The sequence below is a fragment of the Limnohabitans sp. genome, from assembly GCF_031538885.1.
GTDB lineage: Bacteria > Pseudomonadota > Gammaproteobacteria > Burkholderiales > Burkholderiaceae_C > Limnohabitans.
The window spans coordinates 1-19516 of record NZ_JAVKLW010000097.1; the positions used below are offsets into that span (position 1 = coordinate 1).

Here is a 19516-nt window from a genome sequence, read left to right on the forward strand (position 1 = left end):
AACCGTGACGGATGAGGAATTGACTATGATTGAAAACCGATTGAATCACCGCCCCAGAAAGCGACTAGGATTCAAGACACCTCACGAGGTATTCCATGCCTCGTTAAAGCGTGTTGCACTTCGTCCTTGAATCCGCCAAAGAAAAAATACGAATTTACACGAAGTAGTTTTCTGCTTAAAGTTAGATGTAGCTAGATACATCGTCAGCCACGAAACCGAAAGGAGCTCCCCATGCGTTTGAGTACCAAAAGCCGTTTTGCTGTGACCGCCATGATCGACATGGGTTTGCGCGAGCACCAAGGCCCTGTGTCCTTAGCGGCCATCAGCCAGCGCCAGCACATCTCGATTTCTTACCTTGAACAACTCTTCAGCAAAATGCGTCAACATGGCTTGGTCGACAGCACACGCGGCCCGGGCGGCGGCTACACCTTGAACCGCGATGCACATCAGATCAGCGTGGCCGACATCATCCGTGCCGTGAACAGCCCTGACGAAAAAGAACAGGTGTCCGCAGAAGCCGAACAGCAAGGTTATGTTTCCACCGAAGATCTCTGGTCGAGCTTGAACCAAAAAATAGAAGACCACATGCAGTCCATCAGCTTGCACAGCTTGATTGCAGGCCAACGCGCAAAAGGCGTGGCTGTACCGCAAAGCAACTCGCCCAAGCGCGGTGTGTTTGCCCAAAAACCACAATACACGGCAACGGCGACTGCACCAAACTCGGTGTTCGCGCTGGCCAACACATGGGTGAACAGCCACTGACCATGTGGATTGACACCCATTGCCACCTTGACGCTGCGGAGTTTGACCAAGACCGTGCCGCGGTCCACCTGCGTACTAGGGCAGCGGGCGTGGTGGCGTGTGTGATCCCTAGCGTAGCAGCAGCCAACTTTGACACTGTGCGCATATTGGCCCATGCGCAACACGACGCCTATGCACTGGGCATCCATCCCCTGTTCACCCCATCGGCTACCGAGACAGATTTGGCGCAACTTGACGCCGCGCTGCACACCCACCGTCACGACACGCGTTTGGTCGCCGTCGGTGAGATTGGCTTGGATGGTTTCGTGCCCGAACTCAATACGCCTGAGGCTTTGTCCAAACAACAACAGTTCTACAAAGCCCAGCTCAAGATCGCGCAACAACACCAACTGCCAGTCATCTTGCATGTGCGCCGCAGCGCTAATTGGCTGCTCAAAGGCCTACGTGACACACCCGTGGCCGGTGGCATCGCCCATGCATTCAACGGCAGTGTGCAGCAAGCGCAAGCCTTCATCGCGCTTGGCTTCAAACTCGGGTTTGGCGGCGCTCTCACCTATGCGCGATCCTTGCAACTGCGACGTTTGGCCACCGAACTGCCGCTCTCAGCCCTCGTGCTAGAAACCGATGCACCTGACATGCCTGCGCATTGGCTCTACACCACCGCCGAACAACGCCGTACAGGCCAAGCACAAGGCCGCAACGAACCAGCAGAGTTACCACGCATTGCACAGGTGCTGGCCGAACTGCGGGGCATCTCGGAGGACGAACTCGCCGCCGTCACCAGCGCAAATGCTCGCCTTGCCTTGCCGCGCCTACAATGAAGGTGTGGTTTCATCGATTCTCAACGCCGACCTGCACTGTCACTCCGTGGTTTCGGATGGCACGCTCACACCCGAACAATTGGCCGAGCGCGCCAAAGCCAACGATGTCGAGCTGTGGGCCTTGACTGACCACGACGAAGTAGGCGGTCAAGATCGTGCCCTCGCAGCAGCGCATGCCAATGGCATGAAGTACCTCACAGGCGTGGAAATTTCCGTCACCTTTGCGCAAAAAACAGTGCACATCGTGGGTCTTGGATTTGATGCACACAACGACCAACTCGTGACAGGTTTGTATAAAACCCGTGGTGGGCGCAGCGAACGTGCCCAAGAAATGGCGGAAGGCTTGGCCAAAGTTGGTATCCACGGGTCCTATGAAGGCGCTCTCAAATTTGTAGGCAACCCCGAACTGATTTCGCGTACCCACTTCGCCCGTTTTCTTGTGGAAACGGGCGTGTGCCAAGACACCTCTGAAGTCTTTCGGCGCTTCTTGACAGAAGGCAACCCTGGCTTTGTGTCACACCGCTGGGCCTCACTCAAAGACGCGGTGCAATGGATTGTGCAAGCCCAAGGCATGGCCATCATTGCGCATCCTGCGCGCTACGGCTTCACACCCAACGAAGAGTTTGCCCTCTTCACCGAGTTCAAACACCACGGCGGCCAGGGTGTGGAAGTGGTGACTGGCAGCCACACCCCCGCCGAATACATGACCTACGCGGACATGGCCCAAGAGTTTGACTTTTTCGCCTCACGCGGCAGTGATTTCCACAGCCCAACAGAGAGCCGTATCGACCTCGGTGTGCTGCCTTGGCTACCCGGTCAACTCACACCAGTGTGGGACGCGTTGGCGCATCGCATTCAATAACGCCACGCTATTGGCCGCGCGGCTCGTCTCGCCACCCCCCCCATTTTTCGCCGCACACGCTCATGGCTCAGTTTCTTCAAGTTCATCCAGACAACCCACAAGCGAGCTTGCTCAAACAAGCCGTGTCGCTGCTCGAGGGCGGCGGCATCGTGGCCGTACCCACCGACTCCAGCTATACCTTGGTGTGCCATCTGGATGACAAAACTGCGGTCGAGCACATGCGCCGCATTCGCCAAGTCGACGACAAGCACCACCTCACCCTGATGTGTCGCGACCTGTCGGAGCTGGCCAATTACGCCAAAGTGGACAACCGCCAATACCGCTTGCTCAAAGCCGCCACCCCTGGGGCTTACACCTTCATTTTGGAAGCCACCAAAGAAGTGCCTCGTCGTGTCAGTCATCCCCAGCGCAAAACCATTGGCTTGCGTGTCCCACTGAACAAAACCCTGCTCGATCTGCTGGAGCTACACGGCGCACCGCTGCTGGCCACCACTTTGATTGCCCCCAGCGAAACCCACCCCATGAACGATGCCGAAGAAATTCGTGACCGTTTTGAGCATGAACTCGCAGCCGTCATCGACGCGGGCGCTTGCCCCCTACAGCCCACCACCGTGGTGGACCTCGCGCCCATGAATGGCGGGGGCGACCCCCAAGTGATCCGTGAAGGGCAAGGCCCTCTGAGCGTTTTAGGCCTGTGAGTGCCTCCTCGCCTAGGCTCAGTGTGTTGAATGCGACAATCACGCCGTGAATTTTCCTGACCTGATTCAAACCATTCTGATTTACGGCTTGCCCGTGATATTTGCCATCACGCTGCACGAAGCAGCGCACGGCTATGTAGCCCACCGTTTTGGCGACAACACGGCATGGATGATGGGTCGTGTCACGTTGAACCCCGTGCCGCATATCGACCCCATGGGCACGCTGCTCATGCCCATCGTGCTGTTCTTGGCCACAGGGGGGCACTTTTTATTTGGCTACGCACGGCCAGTGCCCGTGAACTTCAGTCGCCTGAACCACCCCAAGCGCGACATGATTTGGGTCGCCTTAGCGGGCCCGGCTGCTAATTTTGTGCAAGCCTTTCTGTGGGCTTTCGTCATGTACGGCTTGATTGCCGCAGGCGTGCAAGAACGCTTCTTCATCGAAGTCTGCAAAGCCGGTGTGAAGGTCAACGCCGTGATGTTTGCTTTCAACCTGTTCCCCTTACCTCCACTCGATGGTGGCCGCATCTTGGTGGGCTTGCTGCCTTGGAAGCAAGCCGTGTGGCTATCTCGCATAGAGCCCTATGGTTTTTACATCGTGATGGCTCTGATCGTCTTGAAAGTCGTCGACACCTTATGGATGGCCCCCATCATGACGCTGACCTTTGAGTTGTTGAGCCTCATGCTCAGCCCTTTTGAATTTTTACTGAAGCCTTGAACATGAAAGAACGCGTTCTCTCCGGCATGCGCCCTACGGGTGCTTTGCATTTGGGCCACTACCACGGTGCTTTGAAAAACTGGGTGCGCCTGCAATCCGAGATGGATTGCTTCTACTTTGTAGCCGACTGGCACGCCCTCACCACGCACTACGAAAACTGCGAGGTGATCGAGAAAAACGTGTATGAAATGGTGATAGATTGGCTCGCTGTGGGTCTGGACCCCAATGCCTGCACCATCTTCTTGCAAAGCCGCATTCCTGAACATGCCGAACTGTTCACGCTCTTGGCCATGGGCACACCACTGGGTTGGTTGGAGCGCGTGCCCACCTACAAAGACCAGCAAGAAAAACTCAAGGACAAAGACTTGGCCACCTATGGCTTCTTGGGCTATCCCCTGCTGCAAGCGGCAGACATCTTGATTTACAAAGCCAAGCATGTACCTGTGGGGGAAGACCAAGCCAGCCATGTGGAGTTGACCCGTGAAGCTGCGCGCCGCTTTAACCATTTGTATGGCCGCGAAATCAACGCCGAAGAAAAAGTACAAGCCTCACTCGCCAAGCTGCCCAAAGTCAGCGCCAAACGTTTTGAAAAATCACGCAAGGCCTACCAAGAAACAGGCGACGCCCAAGCGATGGAAGATGCGCTGAGCTACCTCACATCAGCGCCAGAACTCAACGAGCAAGACCGTGAACGTCTGAACGGCTACTTCAAAGGCACTGGCAAAATCATCTTGCCAGAACCGCAGGCGCTCTATACCCAAGCCAGCAAGCTACCCGGCTTAGACGGCGCCAAGATGAGCAAGAGTTACAACAACGCCATCGCCATTCGCGAAGATCGCACCACGATTGAGCACAAGGTCAAGCGCATGCCCACCGACCCTGCACGCCAAAAGCGCACGGACGTTGGCGACCCCGAGAAATGCCCTGTCTGGCAATTCCATAAGGTCTACAGCGACGAAAGCCAACGCCAATGGGTTGCACAAGGTTGCAAGACGGCTGGCATTGGTTGCTTAGACTGCAAGCAACCCATCATTGAAGCTATTTTGCGAGAGCAACAACCCATGCTCGAACGCGCAGAGCCCTACATCATCAACCCCAAGATTGTTCGAGACATCGTCGATGCTGGTACGGAAAAAGCACGCAACACAGCCCAGAAAACCATGCAAGATGTTCGGTCAGCGATGGGGCTGAACTACTAATAAAGACACTTCGTCCATCAAAGACATCAAAACCATGTATGCCCACGGGCGGTTTTTTGTTGGGCGACTTAGATGCTATCAAGGCAAGGCTTGCAAGGTATCGCGCACCATCAAATTCAAACCCTTGCTACCTAGTTTGACGGGGCTCAGACTGACGCCAAAGTCACCAGATTGCGCCACTGCTTGACCGCTCTTAGAAATACGCACACGCACCGCCACCTCGTCCATGCTGGAGAGTTTGACACTGGGGTTCATGGCGGTTGAGTCATCCAACACAAAGTCCAAAGGCAATTTGTCTGCGGTGGTGCGCACAATGGCCACGGGCATGCGCGAGCCGGTCACGGACGTGGCATAGACAAATACGGTGTCTGTTGGGGCCACCAAACCTTTGAGTTCTTTGACCAAGGTCACACGCCCGCTGATGCTGCGCGCAGCCATCCCTACCGCTTGGCTCGCTTGTGCGCCCGCGGCACGTGGTGGAATGGCAGGCAAACCCATTTTGTCGCGCGCTTGGGCAATGGCGCGGTCTAGCTCAGGCGCATCGGGCGAGTCGGCGAGCACCAACTCACGAGCACGTTCCCAAAAGCGCAAAGCCGAACGAAAGCTCATCTCGGCGTAGGAGGCGCTGCCCGCAAAAAATAAAGCGTTCAAGTGATGTGGGTCTGCCGTGAGCACGCGCTGGATGATGGTCCACGGTTCACCCGCAAAACTTCCGCCATTTTTCTGAGCTAACACTTCGGCGCGCTCAATCGACAAATTGTCGTCACGACTCAGCGCCAAGGCTTTGCCTAGCGCCTCTGCCGACTCTTCAAAATGCCCACGAGCACGCTGCACGCGCCCAAGCATGACCCACCCTTCCATGCTGTTGGGCTCATCTTGCAAACGACGCGTTAGCGCCGTGGCCATTTCGCTCAACTTCTCAGGCGTCACTTCGGCGGATGAGTCCACGCCTTGCTTCAGGGCCAGCGGATCCAATGCCGCAGGTTCACCCAACACGCTGTACATCAACATGGACGTCACTGGCACCACCAACACCAACAAGCCAATCGCCCACCAAGGTTTGTGCCACACCACGGGAGCTGCTTGATGCGAACTGTCAGCCACCGACTGCGTTGTCACGCTTTCAGGCCCCACGTCTTCCAACAAGCGCTGCGACAATTCATCGCGAGCGGCTTTGAGCTCCTCGTAGTTCAAGTTACCCATCACATACTCACGGTCTAGCTCCGCCAGCTGGTCACGGTAAACCGCCGCATTCGCTTTGACTAGATCGTTGGCAGCATCGATCTGATGCGCGGCTACGCGTGCGCCTTGTTGCGAACCACGCCACAGCGCCACACCCAACACGAGCAACACCACAGCCATCATGACTACGGCAATATTTATAAAACCGAGTGCGGGATTCACATCAACCTTTCAACAATTGCTTGGCGCGTTCACGCGCCGCACCGCTCAACACCGCTGGCGCAGACAAGGCACGGCGTTGATGCAAATACACAGCTAAAAAAATCGCTGCGACCAGCAACAACAAAAACGGGCCAAACCACAACACCCAGGTTAATGGTTTTATTTCAGGGCGATACAGCACAAAGTCGCCATAACGTGCCACCAGAAAATCTTTGATTTCTTGGTCTGATTTTCCAGAGCGAATCAGCCCGCGCACCTCTTGACGCAAATCATCCGCGAGCTCGGCATGCGACGAAGCCAAGGATTCGTTTTGGCACACCAAGCAGCGCAGTTCTTGTGAGAGGTCCACCAAGCGCGCTTCGAGTTGGGGATCTTCAGCCATCAATGGCGCTTCGCGCACGACACTTACAGCAACGGCTTGTGCGAGGGCTAAGTGAGCGCTGCACAACGCAACCGCCACCATGCTCATTGCCAAAGCGGACTTCAGAATCAAACGCTTCATGTTTTGTTCAACTCCGCAATCAGAGGCAAGATTTTTTCAGCTAAGAGCGCGGGCGAAACAGCACCGACAAACTTGTAACGAATCACACCTACTTTGTCGATAACATAAGTTTCAGGCACACCGTACACACCGTAGTTGATGCCCACGCGCCCATCCATGTCCATCACCGATGTCACATAAGGATTGCCATGACGCTTGAGCCACACTTGGCTACGTTCACGCGCCAGCTGCAACTTCGCATTAAAGGACGACTTATAGGCAGGGTCTTGCGGCTGAATTTCTTTGTAACTCAAACCCACAATGGGTACTTGATTCTTCTCTGAAAAAGCCACGAGCACTGGGTGCTCTTCACGACACGCGACACACCAAGTGGCCCACACATTGAGCATCCAAACTTTGCCCTGCATTGCGGCTGGTGAAAACTTAGTGTCGCCCTTCAAGGTGAACAAGCTGAACTCGGGCGCGAGCTTGCCAATCAAGGGGGATGGGATTTCACGCGGGTCGCGCTTCAAACCCACCGCCAAAAACACCACCAAAGCGATGAACAACACCAGAGGAATCAATACTTTTTTCATTTGCGATATCTCCGGTCCAGCGCAGCAAAGACGCCGCCCAACACCATCAACAACACCCCGCCCCAAAGCCAAGGCACAAAGGGTTTGTAGTACACCCGCATGCTCCACTCGGTACGGGCATCATCCAAGGGTTCGCCCAAGGACACATACAAGTCGCGCATGAAGCCGGAGTCAATGCCAGCTTCGGTCATGGGCATGGCTGACGAAAAGTAGCGGCGTTTTTCTGGCTGCAAAATTTCAATCACCTTGTCGTCACGCAGCACCTGCACATCGGCGCGCACGGCCTTGTAGTTGGGTCCGCGCACTTCGTCGAGGGAATTCAGACGGAAGGTGTAGGGCGCGATGGTGACCACATCTCCGATGTGCATACGCACATCGCGCTCCACCTCATAGCATTTCACCCCCGTGATGCCGATGACCAACACCGCCATGCCAAAGTGGGCGATGTGTTGCCCCCAGAATGAGGCGCCAATGCGCCCCGGCTTGCCCACACGCTCCAGCACTTGCTGCACCGTACCCAAAGCCACCCAGCAACCCAAGAACAAACCAAACGCTGCACCGAGCGACCAACCACCCAGCACAAAGGGCAAGACCACAGCCAACACCACAGCGCCCACCAACGTCCAACGCAGTTTGTACGCGATGTCTCGCACATTCGCCTCACGCCAACGCGCCACCGAGCCAGGCATCATGAGGAACACGGTCGGCACCAACAACGGCGCAAACACCGCGTTGAAATACGGCGGGCCAACGGACAGTTTGCCCAAGTTGAGCGCATCAATGATGAGCGGGTAAATCGTGCCCAACAACACAGCAGCCGTCGCAACCACTAGCAACACACTGTTGGCCAGCAAGAATGATTCGCGTGACACCAACTCCATGCGCCCACCCAAGGCCACACGCGGCGCACGCCAAGCAAACAAGGTGAGCGAAGCACCCACCACCACAGCCAAGAAAATCAGCACAAACACACCACGCTGGGGGTCTGACGCAAAAGCATGCACCGACGTCAACACGCCCGATCGAACCAAGAACGTGCCCAGCAAAGACAGCGAGAACGCCGCAATCGCCAACAACACCGTCCAGGCTTTGAAACTGCCACGTTTCTCGGTCACCATCAGCGAATGGATCAAGGCCGTGCCGACCAACCAAGGCATCAGAGAAGCGTTTTCAACAGGATCCCAAAACCACCAGCCGCCCCAACCCAGCTCGTAATACGCCCACCAAGAACCCAAGCCAATGCCAAAGGTAAGGAAGGTCCATGCGACCACAGTCCAAGGGCGTGACCAACGCGCCCATGCAGCGTCCAAACGGCCACTCATCAAGGCCGCGACTGCAAATGCAAACGCCACGGCCATCCCAACATAGCCCATGTAGAGCATGGGCGGGTGAATCACCAAGCCGGGGTCTTGCAGCAGCGGGTTCAAATCGCGCCCGTCCATGGCCGCAGGCAACAAACGTTCAAACGGATTGGAGGTTGTCAAGGTGAACAGCAAAAAGCCCACCGAAATCAAGCCCAGCACACCGATCACGCGCGCCACCATGTCCAGCGGCAAACTGCGCGAGAACAAGGCCACCGCCACTGTCCACACGGACAGCAACAACACCCACAACAACAATGACCCTTCGTGACCGCCCCACACCGCAGCAAACTGATACGGCTTAGGCAGCAAAGAGTTGGAGTGCTGCGAAACATAGAGCACCGAGAAATCGTTGTTCAAAAACGAAGTGGCCAAAGCACCAAACGCAAATGCCACCAACGCAAATTGCAACGCAGCGGTGGGCCGGGCCAGCGATTGCAGAGTGACTTGGGTTTGTGGTGCGCGTACCAAGGTGCCCGCAATGGGCAACACACCTTGCATCACCGCCACCACAGCGGCGAGCATGAGCGCGAAATTACCGAGTTCTGGAATCATGGTGTGCCTTTGAGCGTCTGCGCCGCCTTGGCCGCAGCGGCTTGGTCCATGGCATGTTTGGCTTCGGGAGGCATGTAGTTTTCGTCGTGCTTGGCCAACACCTCGCTAGCAACAAACACACCGTCATCGCCCAGCTTGCCTTGCGAGACCACGCCTTTGCCTTCTTTGAACAAATCAGGCAACAAGCCGACATACGTGACAGGCATTTCGTTCACTGTGTCCGTGATGACAAAGCGAACCGTGTTGCCATCGCGCACCACACTGCCGTCTTTGACCATGCCACCGGCACGGAAGGTGCGCCCCTTGGGTGCTTCGCCTTGGCTGACTTGGGTGGGCGTGAAAAAGAACACCAAATTGCTTTGGAAAGCATTCAATACAAAAGCTGCTGCCGCACATAACACCACAATGCCCGCAGCGATCAGTGCGAATCGTTTGGTTCTAGGTTTCATCACTTCCATTCCTCAACAGGCGATTCTTCAGCCAGCCATTGGGCCACAGCCTGTTCAGCCTTGATCTGTGCAAGGGTTTGACGCTGCGCCCAGCGCGCTTGCAGCACCTCTAAGGCCAGCAACAAGGCCGTCACACCCACACTGCCCCAGACATACACGGCGTAGCCGCCCATCGCCCAAAACTCGGCCCAGTTCTGCCACTTCATGAGGTCACCTCTGCGAGTTCACGCACCCAAGCGGTGCGGCTTTCACGCTGCAAGATGAGCGTGCGCACACGGTACAGCACCAACGCAATGGTGTAGAACCAAAACGCCAAAGCCATGAGCAACATGCCCCACAACATGATCTGCGCCATGCTCGGAGCTTGGGTGAGCGAGACCGATGCACCTTGGTGCAACGTGTTCCACCACTTCACGGAAAAATAAATGATGGGCACGTTGATGGCTCCCACGATCGCAATCAAGGCGCCTGCGCGGTCACTGCGACGCGTGTCGTCAATCGCCGAGGTCAGCGCGATGTAGCCCAAGTACAAGAAAAACAAAATCAACTCCGAGGTCAGCCGTGCATCCCACGCCCACCATGCGCCCCACATGGGTTTACCCCACAGTGCACCGGTCCACAGCGACAAGAAGGCAAACAAGGCCCCCGTAGGCGCCAACGCACGGGTCATCATGCCGGAGAGACGCGTATTGAAGGTCAGACCCAGCACACTCCAAAATGCCATCGCCAAATAAATGACCATGGACATCCAAGAAGCAGGCACATGCACGAAGATGATGCGGTAGCCCTCACCTTGTTGAAAGTCAGTCGGGGCCACAGCAAAACCCAGCCACATGCCAAAAGCCATCAGCGCCGTAGCCAACGCAGCAAACCCAGGCCACGCCCTGCCCGCCAAGCCATAAAAAGCTTGCGGGGCTGCGTAGTGAAACCAATTGATATTTTTCATAAACCCTACTTCATGGCCCTTGTTATTCAGCAACATCACTCCAGCGCAATTCGCACAGCCGCAGCACACGCCAACGGACTAAAGAACGCAGCAGGTAAAAGCATGGCCATCAAAATTGAAAAATGTGCTTGTGTGCCTAAGCCACTGGCTTGTGCCTCCACCGCACCCGCGCCAAACACCAGCACAGGGATGAACAAAGGCAACACCAGCAACGACAACAGCACCCCGCCGCCGCGCACCCCCAAGGTCAAGGCAGCGCCAATGCCGCCGACCAAAGACAACACAGACGTGCCTAACAACAAGGCCAACGTCAGGGTGACCAGGGCCTCTACAGAGAGGTCAAATTGCAGTCCTAAGACTGGGGTCAATAATACCAACGGTACCCCCGAGACCAACCAGTGCGCCAAGAGCTTGGCACTGATTAGCCAAGGCATGGACACGGGCGACAACGCCATTTGTTCCAAAGTGCCATCGCGGTAATCGGTTTCAAACAAACGCTGCAAAGCCAACATGCTCGACAGCAAGGCCCCTACCCACAGCACACCGGGGGCCACAAGGCGCAGCGTGGTCAGCTCAGGGCCAATGCCCAGTGGGAACAAAGCGGCCACCACCACGAAGAAGAACACCGCCGTCAACACCTCGCTCTTGCGGCGCATGGCCAAGCGCAGGTCGCGCCGCAGCACAGCCATGAAAGCTTGCATGTTCATGCCACGCCTTTCAATCGGTAGGTTTGCACGTCCACCACGGTGCCACCCACCTGTGTCAACGTCACCGGCTGGTGACTGGTGAGCAACACCATGCCGCCGTGGGCCACATGCTCGGCCAACAGGCCACGCAGGCCGTCAACGGCTTTCACATCCAACGCCACAAAGGGCTCATCCAACACCCACAACGGCGCTGGGTTGACCAGCAAGCGCGCCAACGCGGTGCGACGCTTTTGCCCTTGCGACATCACACGCAACGGCAAATGCTCACGCCCGCGCAAGCCCATACGGGCCAGCGCAGCCAAGGCTTGCGACGCATGCAGCGTACGCCCCGCGATGGCTGCATCGGACAACAGGTTTTCGAAAGCCGTCAGATCTTCCTTGAGTGACAAACCGTGGCCCATATAAAACAAGGACGCGCGGTAAGCCGCTGGGTTGCGCTGGATGGCCTGTCCGTGCCAATGCACCTCACCCGTATCCGCGGGGGACAACCCACAAACGATGCGCAGCAAACTGGTTTTGCCCACGCCGTTGTCGCCTTCTAAGTGCAAAGCTTGGCCTGCCTGCACATCGAAGTTGACGTCGGCAAACAAAGGCTGGTTGCCGCGACTGCATGAGAGATGAGAGACGCGCAGCATGGTTTAAATGAACGTCCCCGCACAGGTGAGGACTTGGCCACCCGTACTCATCTTGAAACGCGCAATGCCTGCGCTGCGTGTGGTGTTGACGCCACCGAGGTCGAGCTTGCGCACGCCGCGCTCGCGCAAGGCTTCGATGCCTTGCCACAAAATCAAATTGGGGGCATGCAAGTCACGGCCCACATCCAGCGTCTTCATGCAAGCGCCATAGCCCCAGTCTTGTTGTAAAGGCGCCGCAGCAGTGGCATGGTGTGCATCCCTCACTGGGTGGGTGAGGGTGTCCCACTTCGCCTTCGCAGACAAGCCCAAACCGTGATGGGCCATCGCTTGGATGAGCCACGCCCGATCCTCATGCTGGTGCTCTGGGCGTTTGTGTACGTGGGGCTGCCCCTGATCGTGGTGAGCAGCGGGGTGGACTTGCTGATCCAGCAAATCACGGGCAACTGCACCGGTTTTTGGTGCTGGTTTTAAGTCAAAGGCCATCGTCATCTCTTGCCTCCTTCAGCGGGGCACCGCACAAGGCCCCGTGATCTGGATGCGCACTTTTTTACCTTGGAACTCAATGTCGCTGTAAGCGGCCACCACCACGGTGGCTTGGTCAATACGAATCTCAGACTCGGCACCCGTCACTTTGTGTTTGCGAAATGCGCCCATTTCTTTAGATGTCGTCAAGCTCTTGCCCGAGAACTCCTCAGTCGTCAAGCTACTGGCTTGCACCAAGTAAGGTGCAGCACCGTTCATCTTGAGAAAAATATTTTTGCCCATCGATTGGATTTCAATGACCACTTTTTGAGGCTTGATTTTGAGGTCATCCAAGGCCGGGATCACGCCTTCTACCTCACATGGCATTTTGAAGGTTTGCGCCCATGCCGCGGGCGAACACAGCGCCAGCCCAAAACAGGCAATACAGAGTAAACGTGAGAGAAACAAGGTCATCACCAGCATTCTAAGAAGGGCATCCGTTTTGCGATGAGCCACACGTTGGGCGCGGTAAATGCCAGAGTGGCCTGAGCACACATAGCTCATCACACAAGCCAACGCGGCAAAGACACCCAGCTCGGCACCAAACAATTCCATCGCCATCAAGGTCGAGGCAATAGGCGTATTGGCAGCGCCCGCAAACACAGCCACAAAGCCCACTGCAGCCAACAAAGCAAACGGCACATCGAAGAGTGGTGCCAAAGCGTTGCCAAGCGTTGCGCCAATGTAAAAGAGTGGCGTCACCTCGCCGCCTTTGAAGCCCGAGCCCAAAGACGCCACAGTGAACACCATCTTGCCGAGAAAGTCTGTCGGGGCCAGCGGATGCACAAAGGCCTCCACCATCACTGGAATACCCAAACCCATGTAGCGGTCAAAGTTGCCCCACATCACCACGGTCGCTATCACCGCACCACCCAGCAAAGGACGCAGCGGTGCGTAGGCGATGTGTTGCTTCATCCAACCACTGAGTGCATGTGTCCCATCGGCAAACACCTTGCCAGCCAAGCCAAACACCGCCCCCGCCAAAACCATGACAAGCAACAACCAAGGTGTGATCTGCGGCACCGTGTCCAGTACATAGGCCGTGTGCTGGACACCCCACCACAAGCCGACTTGGTCAGCCGTCACAGCGGCGATCACGCAGGGCAGCAAAGCGTCTAAGCGCATACGACCTATCGCCAATACCTCCAGTGCAAACACAGCCCCCGCCAAAGGCGTGCCAAACACCGATGCGAAACCGGCGCTGATGCCCGCCATCAACACCATGCGACGGTCCACATGCTTGAGCTTGAAACAATGCGTGAGCTGATCGGCCAACGCGCCTCCCATTTGCACGGCCGTGCCTTCGCGCCCCACGGAAGCCCCAAACAAATGCGAGATGACGGTTCCGCCTAACACGAGCGGGGCCATGCGCAAAAGCACGACTTTTTGCGGGTCGTTTATTTCGTCAATCAGCAAGTTGCTACCCGCTTCGACGTGTTGACCCAACTTCAGATACAACCACCCCACTGCAAAACCCGCCAGCGGCAAACCCCACATCAACCACCGAGAGGTGTTGCGGGTTTGCGTGGCCCAGTCCAGCGAGAAGAGAAATACGGCAGAAGCAGAGCCTGCAAGAACTGCAACCACCATCGCCAAAGCAACCCGCTTCAGCACACAGCGAAGCGGGAAGAGTTTGGAAGATTGCTCAAGATGCAGCATCAGTCGCCCTCGTAGAAATAAAAAAACCGTTCGATATGAACGGTTTTCCACTTGGCGGAGAAGGAGGGATTCGAACCCTCGGTAGGGTCGCCCCTACGCTTGATTTCGAGTCAAGTACATTCGACCACTCTGCCACTTCTCCTGATTCGGTGTCGTTTGTCGAAGCCGTGATTCTATCAGGGGCGACGTACACCAGCATTTCCAACAGGTTGCACCACCACGCCCGTGTTCGCAGGTGCTGTGGTCACCACGCCCCCCACAGGGCTGATCAACATCGAAGCCACGCAACCACCGTTGAACAAATTGGCATCTTCTAGTTCAATCGTGGCGGAACGGTCACCTCGGGTAAAGACCAGCAAACTTCGTTTGCCACGCACTGAAGAAATCATGCTCCATCCTTGACGTGGCATCTGTTCTGCAAAGAAGTTGTAGCTGGTGGTTGCATCGTTTGGCAACTCAAACACCGCGCGTCCTAACCAACCATCGCCCACGCCAAAAATAAGCGACTCCCCCGTACGCAACTTCGTTCCCACAGGCAAAGGCATGCGACCGAGTTGTTCCATCATGGGGCGTTGGGCATTGTCGGTGTTGGCACCACTCTCAGCGTTGTTCATAGATGCACATGCATTCAAAAGCGTTATTGCGATCAAAACAAGTAAATATTTCATAGCCAAATTCCTTAAGGTTTTGACAACTGTATCAGCCACGCAACTCATTCACACCGCCCATGTAGGGGCACAAGACTTCTGGTACACGAATGCTGCCATCGGCTTGCTGGTAGTTTTCCAGCACCGCCACCAAAGTTCGTCCCACCGCGAGTCCAGAGCCGTTCAAGGTGTGCACGAGTTCGTTCTTGCCTTGGGCGTTCTTGAAACGAGCCTGCAAACGACGGGCTTGGAAAGCTTCACAGTTCGACACCGAGCTGATTTCTCGGTAGGTGTTTTGCGCGGGCAGCCACACCTCAAGGTCGTACGTTTTAGTGGCGCCAAAGCCCATGTCGCCCGTGCAGAGCAACATCACGCGGTAGGGCAAGCCCAGCTTTTGCAGCACAGCCTCGGCGTGACCTGTCATTGCTTCCAAGGTCTCGTAGCTCTTGTCGGGATGCACGATTTGCACCATCTCCACTTTGTCGAACTGATGCTGACGAATCAACCCACGCGTATCGCGACCTGCACTGCCCGCCTCTGAACGGAAGCAAGGTGTGTGTGCGGTGAGCTTGAGGGGCAACTCGTTCTCAGCCACCACCACATCACGCACAAAGTTGGTCAATGGCACTTCGCTGGTGGGGATCAAGTACAGCGCCGCACTGTCGCTGGCAGCTGCACCTTCTTGGCCACCCTTCTTGGCAGCAAACAAGTCTTCTTCAAACTTGGGCAACTGACCTGTACCCTTCAAACTCTCAGCATTCACGATGTAAGGCGTGTAGCACTCGGTGTAACCGTGCTCTTGGGTTTGCACATCGAGCATGAACTGCGCCAGCGCGCGGTGCATGCGCGCGATTTGGCCCCTCATCACGGTGAAGCGTGAACCAGACAACTTGACGCCCATTTCAAAGTCCAGGCCCAAAGGCTCGCCCAAGTCCACATGGTCTTTGGGCGTGAAGCCCAAAGGTGTTGGCTCGGTACCGGAAGGGCTCCAGCGGCGCAACACCACATTGGCATGTTCATCCTCGCCCACCGGCACACTGTCGTGCGGCAAGTTAGGAACAGCCATCAACAGCGTTTGCAAGTTGGCTTGCAAGGCGTCCAAACGCACCGCCGAGGTGTCGAGTTCGGTTTTGATCGCTGCCACTTGCGCCATCACACCCTCGGCAGTCTCGCCTTTGGCTTTGAGCATGCCAATTTGCTTAGACAAGGCGTTCCGGCTGGCTTGCAACTCTTCGGTGCGCGTCTGCAAGGTTTTACGCTCTGCTTCTAAAGCTTGGTACGCATCCACATTCAAAAATGCTTGCGGGGTTTTACGGGCTTGCAGTTTGGCAATGACGCTGGGCAAATCGCGGCGCAGCTGGTTGATATCGAGCATTTACTTCAATCCTTTATTTCAGCCCTTTGGGCAAGGGAAACTTGATGGTTTCTTCCACACCATCGAGGGTTCGTACAGACACAGCGCCCAAGGCGCGCATACGGGCAATGACCTGTTGCACCAAGATGTCGGGGGCCGAGGCACCCGCAGTCAGGCCCACACGGCTCACGCCGGCAAACCAGGCCTCTTGGAGTTCGTCCGCACTGTCCACCATATAACTCTGCACGCCAGAGCGCTGCGCCACATCGCGCAAACGATTGCTGTTGGAGCTGGTAGGGCTGCCCACCACAATGACCAACTCCACCTCTGTGCTCAACACCTTCACCGCGTCTTGTCGGTTTTGGGTGGCATAGCAAATGTCTTGCATCTTGGGTTTGCGAATCTGCGGAAAGCGGGCCACCACGGCCTCGGTGATCTGCGCGGCATCATCCACACTGAGCGTGGTTTGCGTCACCACGGCCAAACGCTCGGTTTGTTTGGGCTGCACATGCGCAACATCGGCCACGTCTTCCACCAAATAAATGCCATCGAGTAACTGGCCCATCGTGCCTTCGACTTCCGGGTGACCTTTGTGACCAATCATGATGAATTCGAAACCTTCTTTGTGCAGCTTGGCCACTTCCACGTGTACCTTGGTTACCAGCGGGCAGGTGGCGTCAAACACCGTGAACCCACGGCCCACAGCCTCTTGTTCGACAGACTTGGGCACACCGTGAGCGCTGAACACCAAAGTCGCCCCAGCAGGCACATCAGCCAAGTCTTCGATGAAGATTGCGCCACGACTTTTGAGGTCGGCCACCACAAAGGTGTTGTGCACGATTTCGTGGCGCACATAGACGGGTGCGCCAAATTTTTGCAGGGCACACTCCACGATGTCGATCGCACGGTCCACGCCAGCACAGAAGCCACGCGGCTCAGCCAGAACGATTTCTTGGAGGTTATGGGTATGCATGTTGTTTTACAAAATCCCAATGATCTGTACTTCAAACGTCACGGGCTGGTTGGCCAGTGGATGGTTGAAGTCAAACAAAACAGACTCCTCCGTGACTTGCTGCACCGCACCCGCGAAAGAGCCTTGGCCAGTGGGTGCGGGGAACTGCACCACATCTCCCACGTTGTATTGCTCGTCGGGGTCCCCCAAGTCTTTGAGCAAGCTTTTGCTCACCCACTGCTGCATCTCGGGATTGCGCTCACCAAAAGCCAAGCCGGCGGCCAACTCAAACGTGGTGCGTATGCCCTCGGTCAGCCCCAGTAAATGCTGTTCCAACGCAGACGACAACGCCCCCGAGCCTAGCGACAACGTGGCGGGTTTCTCGTGAAACGTGTTGATCACGTCACCTTGCGGTCCCGAAAGACGATAGTGCAGCGTCAAAAAAGAATCTGGCGCAATGGTAGGGTGAGGGGTGGATACAGTCATAGGACTCTCTGTGTTGAACTGCCTATTGTAGAAAGCTCTCCATATGAACCGAATCTCCGAACCCATGTCGATTCAACAGCTCCCCGCCGAGATGCGCCCACGCGAAAAATTGCTCAAACACGGCGCATCTGCCCTGACCGATACCGAACTCTTGGCCCTGTTCCTGCGCACCGGCATCAAAGGCAAAAGCGTATTTGCGATGGCCCAAGAGCTGCTAGACCGTTTCAAGGGCTTTGCGGGCCTGATCCACGCCAGCGCCTCTGAGCTCAAAACCTTCAAAGGCATGGGAGGCGACGCCAAACGTTCGCAATTGGTGGCGGTTTTAGAGATGGCGCGCCGTGCCTTGACCCAAGAATTAACCGAAACAGCGGTCATGAATTCACCCAATGCGGTGAAACAATACTTGCAACTTGAACTCGCCCAACTCAAACACGAGGTATTTGCAGTTTTGTTTCTCGATGCCCACAACCGACTGCTGTCCTACCAGCCCATGTTTCGCGGTTCACTGTCGCAAACCATGGTCTATCCACGTGAAGTCGCCAAGACCGCCTTGGCCTTGGGTGCGAACGGCGTGGTGCTGGCACACAACCATCCGGGTGGCACCGTCAAGCCCTCACAAGCCGACCTGAAACTCACCCGCACCCTGCAAGAAGCACTGGCCTTGATTGATGTGAGCGTGCGCGACCACATCATCGTGGCGCAAGGCAAGTATTTATCGATGGCCGAAGAAGGCTTGTTGTGAAAGCGAAATCCTTGCAAGACTTGAACGCTATCCGCCAACAGGTGAATGACGCTGCGCTGGCCGCCGCCGCTGCCGAAGCCGCACACCTTGAAGCCGAGCGGCGCGCTGAAACAGAACGCAATTTATTCACCCACGCAGTAGGCAAGGTTCAACCGATCTCGGCCAAAGCACGCGTGTTCATTACGCCGCAACGCCCCGCGGCGAGACCTTTGCAACAAACGTTGGACGACCAAGCCGCCTTGGTCGAGAGCATGAGCGACGAGTTCGATGTCAGCACCCTGCTCGATGTGGATGACCAACTGAGCTTTCGACGCCCCGGCATCGGCACCGACGTGACGCGCAAACTGCGCAAAGGCGAATGGAGTCTGCAAGGCCAGCTTGACTTGCACGGCTTGCGCAGCGACGAAGCCCGTGAAGCCCTTGGCCAATTTGTACGCGACGCCAAACGCACGGGCTGGCGATGCGTGCGCGTGGTCCACGGCAAAGGTTTGGGCTCACCCGGCAAAGAGCCAGTACTCAAGAGCAAAGTGCAACGCTGGCTGGTACAAAAAACGGAGGTGCTGGCCTTTGTGCAGGCCAAGCCCTCCGATGGCGGGGGTGGCGCTTTGGTGGTGCTGTTAGGGCCAAGCAACGGCTGACCGTTTTTTAGACAGCCCACAAATTCATTACGCGTCATCCCACCAAATTTTTTGCCGCAGCGCGATGAATTTTTCATGGATGTCACGCTTGAGTGCCTCAAACTGTTCATCGATCAGTTGCTGGATTTCAGGTGGCAAAGTCTTGACTTCTTGCATATTTACTCCTTGCGACAGCAATCCATCTGAACCTGCCCCTGTTGGACGTACCTCTTAGCTGGTCAATTATGCGGCCTTCAATAGCTGTGCCGCGTTCCAGCTTTTCTCAAACTGCATCGGGCTGACATAGCCCAATGTAGAGTGAATTCTGCGGTGGTTGTAGAAC

At 56.2% G+C, this 19516-nt stretch carries 24 protein-coding genes, 1 tRNA gene and 1 pseudogene; 8 read left to right on the top strand and 18 right to left on the bottom strand.

Features of this window, described 5'->3' with window-relative positions:
• Positions 1 to 231: 231 nt before the first annotated feature.
• The 6 genes from RMS03_RS07695 to RMS03_RS07720 all read left to right on the top strand — a co-directional run bounded on the left by RMS03_RS07695 (position 232) and on the right by RMS03_RS07720 (position 5060).
• Complete coding sequence (locus RMS03_RS07695; RefSeq protein ID WP_310626495.1) at positions 232 to 762, top strand: Rrf2 family transcriptional regulator; 531 nt, start codon at positions 232 to 234, stop codon at positions 760 to 762.
• Positions 744 to 1583: a TatD family hydrolase gene (locus RMS03_RS07700; RefSeq protein ID WP_310626496.1), complete on the top strand. Its 840-nt coding sequence runs from the start codon at positions 744 to 746 to the stop codon at positions 1581 to 1583. The genes RMS03_RS07695 and RMS03_RS07700 overlap by 19 nt, the downstream gene beginning before the upstream one ends.
• A 4-nt stretch (positions 1584 to 1587) precedes the next feature.
• On the top strand, positions 1588 to 2445 hold the full coding sequence (locus tag RMS03_RS07705; protein ID WP_310626497.1) for a 3',5'-nucleoside bisphosphate phosphatase: 858 nt from the start codon (positions 1588 to 1590) through the stop codon (positions 2443 to 2445).
• A 62-nt stretch (positions 2446 to 2507) separates the two neighbouring features.
• Entirely contained in the window at positions 2508 to 3143 is a 636-nt protein-coding gene (locus RMS03_RS07710; RefSeq protein ID WP_310626498.1) for an L-threonylcarbamoyladenylate synthase, read from the top strand.
• A gap of 46 nt (positions 3144 to 3189) precedes the next feature.
• Complete coding sequence (locus RMS03_RS07715; protein ID WP_310626499.1) at positions 3190 to 3861, top strand: site-2 protease family protein; 672 nt, start codon at positions 3190 to 3192, stop codon at positions 3859 to 3861.
• Between the two features lie 2 nt (positions 3862 to 3863).
• Positions 3864 to 5060: a tryptophan--tRNA ligase gene (locus tag RMS03_RS07720; RefSeq protein WP_310626500.1), complete on the top strand. Its 1197-nt coding sequence runs from the start codon at positions 3864 to 3866 to the stop codon at positions 5058 to 5060.
• Between the two features lie 78 nt (positions 5061 to 5138).
• On the opposite strand, the gene ccmI is transcribed toward RMS03_RS07720, so the two are convergent.
• The 16 genes and pseudogenes from ccmI to RMS03_RS07800 all read right to left on the bottom strand — a co-directional run bounded on the left by ccmI (position 5139) and on the right by RMS03_RS07800 (position 17814).
• A complete protein-coding gene (ccmI, locus tag RMS03_RS07725) occupies positions 5139 to 6464 on the bottom strand; it encodes a c-type cytochrome biogenesis protein CcmI (protein WP_310626501.1) in 1326 nt (441 codons plus the stop codon).
• Between the two features lies 1 nt (position 6465).
• On the bottom strand, positions 6466 to 6966 hold the full coding sequence (locus tag RMS03_RS07730; RefSeq protein WP_310626502.1) for a cytochrome c-type biogenesis protein: 501 nt from the start codon (positions 6964 to 6966) through the stop codon (positions 6466 to 6468).
• Positions 6963 to 7541 carry a DsbE family thiol:disulfide interchange protein gene (locus RMS03_RS07735; RefSeq protein ID WP_310626503.1) on the bottom strand — a complete coding sequence of 193 codons (579 nt, stop codon included), beginning with the start codon at positions 7539 to 7541 and terminating at the stop codon, positions 6963 to 6965. Before RMS03_RS07735 ends, RMS03_RS07730 begins: the two co-directional genes overlap by 4 nt.
• Complete coding sequence (locus tag RMS03_RS07740; protein ID WP_310626504.1) at positions 7538 to 9457, bottom strand: heme lyase CcmF/NrfE family subunit; 1920 nt, start codon at positions 9455 to 9457, stop codon at positions 7538 to 7540. The genes RMS03_RS07735 and RMS03_RS07740 overlap by 4 nt, the downstream gene beginning before the upstream one ends.
• Positions 9454 to 9906: a cytochrome c maturation protein CcmE gene (gene ccmE / locus RMS03_RS07745; protein WP_310626514.1), complete on the bottom strand. Its 453-nt coding sequence runs from the start codon at positions 9904 to 9906 to the stop codon at positions 9454 to 9456. Before ccmE ends, RMS03_RS07740 begins: the two co-directional genes overlap by 4 nt.
• Complete coding sequence (ccmD, locus tag RMS03_RS07750) at positions 9906 to 10112, bottom strand: heme exporter protein CcmD (protein WP_310626505.1); 207 nt, start codon at positions 10110 to 10112, stop codon at positions 9906 to 9908. Before ccmD ends, ccmE begins: the two co-directional genes overlap by 1 nt.
• Entirely contained in the window at positions 10109 to 10852 is a 744-nt protein-coding gene (gene ccmC / locus RMS03_RS07755; RefSeq protein WP_310626506.1) for a heme ABC transporter permease CcmC, read from the bottom strand. Before ccmC ends, ccmD begins: the two co-directional genes overlap by 4 nt.
• A gap of 35 nt (positions 10853 to 10887) precedes the next feature.
• Positions 10888 to 11553 (bottom strand): heme exporter protein CcmB, encoded by a 666-nt coding sequence (ccmB, locus tag RMS03_RS07760; RefSeq protein WP_310626515.1) that lies wholly within the window; start codon positions 11551 to 11553, stop codon positions 10888 to 10890.
• 2 nt (positions 11554 to 11555) lie between these two features.
• Complete coding sequence (ccmA, locus tag RMS03_RS07765; RefSeq protein ID WP_310626507.1) at positions 11556 to 12194, bottom strand: cytochrome c biogenesis heme-transporting ATPase CcmA; 639 nt, start codon at positions 12192 to 12194, stop codon at positions 11556 to 11558.
• A gap of 3 nt (positions 12195 to 12197) precedes the next feature.
• Entirely contained in the window at positions 12198 to 12683 is a 486-nt protein-coding gene (locus RMS03_RS07770) for a hypothetical protein (RefSeq protein ID WP_310626508.1), read from the bottom strand.
• A gap of 474 nt (positions 12684 to 13157) precedes the next feature.
• Positions 13158 to 14375 (bottom strand): annotated as a pseudogene (locus RMS03_RS07775) (voltage-gated chloride channel family protein); the annotation flags it as partial.
• A gap of 52 nt (positions 14376 to 14427) precedes the next feature.
• A tRNA-Ser gene (locus tag RMS03_RS07780) sits at positions 14428 to 14517 on the bottom strand.
• Between the two features lie 34 nt (positions 14518 to 14551).
• On the bottom strand, positions 14552 to 14989 hold the full coding sequence (locus tag RMS03_RS07785; protein ID WP_310626509.1) for a hypothetical protein: 438 nt from the start codon (positions 14987 to 14989) through the stop codon (positions 14552 to 14554).
• Positions 14990 to 15074: 85 nt separating this feature from the next.
• Positions 15075 to 16397 (bottom strand): serine--tRNA ligase, encoded by a 1323-nt coding sequence (gene serS, locus RMS03_RS07790; protein ID WP_310626510.1) that lies wholly within the window; start codon positions 16395 to 16397, stop codon positions 15075 to 15077.
• A 13-nt stretch (positions 16398 to 16410) separates the two neighbouring features.
• Entirely contained in the window at positions 16411 to 17349 is a 939-nt protein-coding gene (ispH, locus tag RMS03_RS07795; protein WP_310626511.1) for a 4-hydroxy-3-methylbut-2-enyl diphosphate reductase, read from the bottom strand.
• 6 nt (positions 17350 to 17355) lie between these two features.
• Positions 17356 to 17814 (bottom strand): FKBP-type peptidyl-prolyl cis-trans isomerase, encoded by a 459-nt coding sequence (locus RMS03_RS07800; protein WP_310626512.1) that lies wholly within the window; start codon positions 17812 to 17814, stop codon positions 17356 to 17358.
• Positions 17815 to 17878: 64 nt separating this feature from the next.
• Here RMS03_RS07800 and radC point away from each other — a divergent pair, with 64 nt between their 5' ends.
• A complete protein-coding gene (radC, locus tag RMS03_RS07805) occupies positions 17879 to 18556 on the top strand; it encodes a DNA repair protein RadC (protein ID WP_310626516.1) in 678 nt (225 codons plus the stop codon).
• Complete coding sequence (locus tag RMS03_RS07810) at positions 18553 to 19194, top strand: Smr/MutS family protein (RefSeq protein WP_405023517.1); 642 nt, start codon at positions 18553 to 18555, stop codon at positions 19192 to 19194. Before radC ends, RMS03_RS07810 begins: the two co-directional genes overlap by 4 nt.
• Before the next feature lie 27 nt (positions 19195 to 19221).
• Here RMS03_RS07810 and RMS03_RS07815 read toward each other — a convergent pair whose 3' ends face one another.
• Positions 19222 to 19350 carry a hypothetical protein gene (locus RMS03_RS07815; protein ID WP_310626513.1) on the bottom strand — a complete coding sequence of 43 codons (129 nt, stop codon included), beginning with the start codon at positions 19348 to 19350 and terminating at the stop codon, positions 19222 to 19224.
• A gap of 66 nt (positions 19351 to 19416) precedes the next feature.
• On the bottom strand, positions 19417 to 19516 hold a 100-nt coding region (locus tag RMS03_RS11675; RefSeq protein ID WP_405023472.1), incomplete at its 5' end, for an IS3 family transposase.

Excerpts from the sequence above, each read along its gene's own strand:
- RMS03_RS07695 (WP_310626495.1), top strand. The coding sequence starts at position 232 with ATGCGTTTGAGTACCAAAAGCCGTTTTGCTGTGACCGCCATGATCGAC.
- RMS03_RS07700 (WP_310626496.1), top strand. The coding sequence starts at position 744 with ATGGGTGAACAGCCACTGACCATGTGGATTGACACCCATTGCCACCTT.
- RMS03_RS07710 (WP_310626498.1), top strand. The coding sequence starts at position 2,508 with ATGGCTCAGTTTCTTCAAGTTCATCCAGACAACCCACAAGCGAGCTTG.
- RMS03_RS07720 (WP_310626500.1), top strand. The coding sequence starts at position 3,864 with ATGAAAGAACGCGTTCTCTCCGGCATGCGCCCTACGGGTGCTTTGCAT.
- RMS03_RS07730 (WP_310626502.1), bottom strand. The coding sequence starts at position 6,966 with ATGAAGCGTTTGATTCTGAAGTCCGCTTTGGCAATGAGCATGGTGGCG.
- RMS03_RS07735 (WP_310626503.1), bottom strand. The coding sequence starts at position 7,541 with ATGAAAAAAGTATTGATTCCTCTGGTGTTGTTCATCGCTTTGGTGGTG.
- RMS03_RS07740 (WP_310626504.1), bottom strand. The coding sequence starts at position 9,457 with ATGATTCCAGAACTCGGTAATTTCGCGCTCATGCTCGCCGCTGTGGTG.
- ccmE (WP_310626514.1), bottom strand. The coding sequence starts at position 9,906 with ATGAAACCTAGAACCAAACGATTCGCACTGATCGCTGCGGGCATTGTG.
- ccmD (WP_310626505.1), bottom strand. The coding sequence starts at position 10,112 with ATGAAGTGGCAGAACTGGGCCGAGTTTTGGGCGATGGGCGGCTACGCC.
- ccmC (WP_310626506.1), bottom strand. The coding sequence starts at position 10,852 with ATGAAAAATATCAATTGGTTTCACTACGCAGCCCCGCAAGCTTTTTAT.
- ccmB (WP_310626515.1), bottom strand. The coding sequence starts at position 11,553 with ATGCAAGCTTTCATGGCTGTGCTGCGGCGCGACCTGCGCTTGGCCATG.
- ccmA (WP_310626507.1), bottom strand. The coding sequence starts at position 12,194 with ATGCTGCGCGTCTCTCATCTCTCATGCAGTCGCGGCAACCAGCCTTTG.
- RMS03_RS07770 (WP_310626508.1), bottom strand. The coding sequence starts at position 12,683 with ATGACGATGGCCTTTGACTTAAAACCAGCACCAAAAACCGGTGCAGTT.
- RMS03_RS07785 (WP_310626509.1), bottom strand. The coding sequence starts at position 14,989 with ATGAACAACGCTGAGAGTGGTGCCAACACCGACAATGCCCAACGCCCC.
- serS (WP_310626510.1), bottom strand. The coding sequence starts at position 16,397 with ATGCTCGATATCAACCAGCTGCGCCGCGATTTGCCCAGCGTCATTGCC.
- ispH (WP_310626511.1), bottom strand. The coding sequence starts at position 17,349 with ATGCATACCCATAACCTCCAAGAAATCGTTCTGGCTGAGCCGCGTGGC.
- RMS03_RS07800 (WP_310626512.1), bottom strand. The coding sequence starts at position 17,814 with ATGACTGTATCCACCCCTCACCCTACCATTGCGCCAGATTCTTTTTTG.
- radC (WP_310626516.1), top strand. The coding sequence starts at position 17,879 with ATGTCGATTCAACAGCTCCCCGCCGAGATGCGCCCACGCGAAAAATTG.
- RMS03_RS07815 (WP_310626513.1), bottom strand. The coding sequence starts at position 19,350 with ATGCAAGAAGTCAAGACTTTGCCACCTGAAATCCAGCAACTGATCGAT.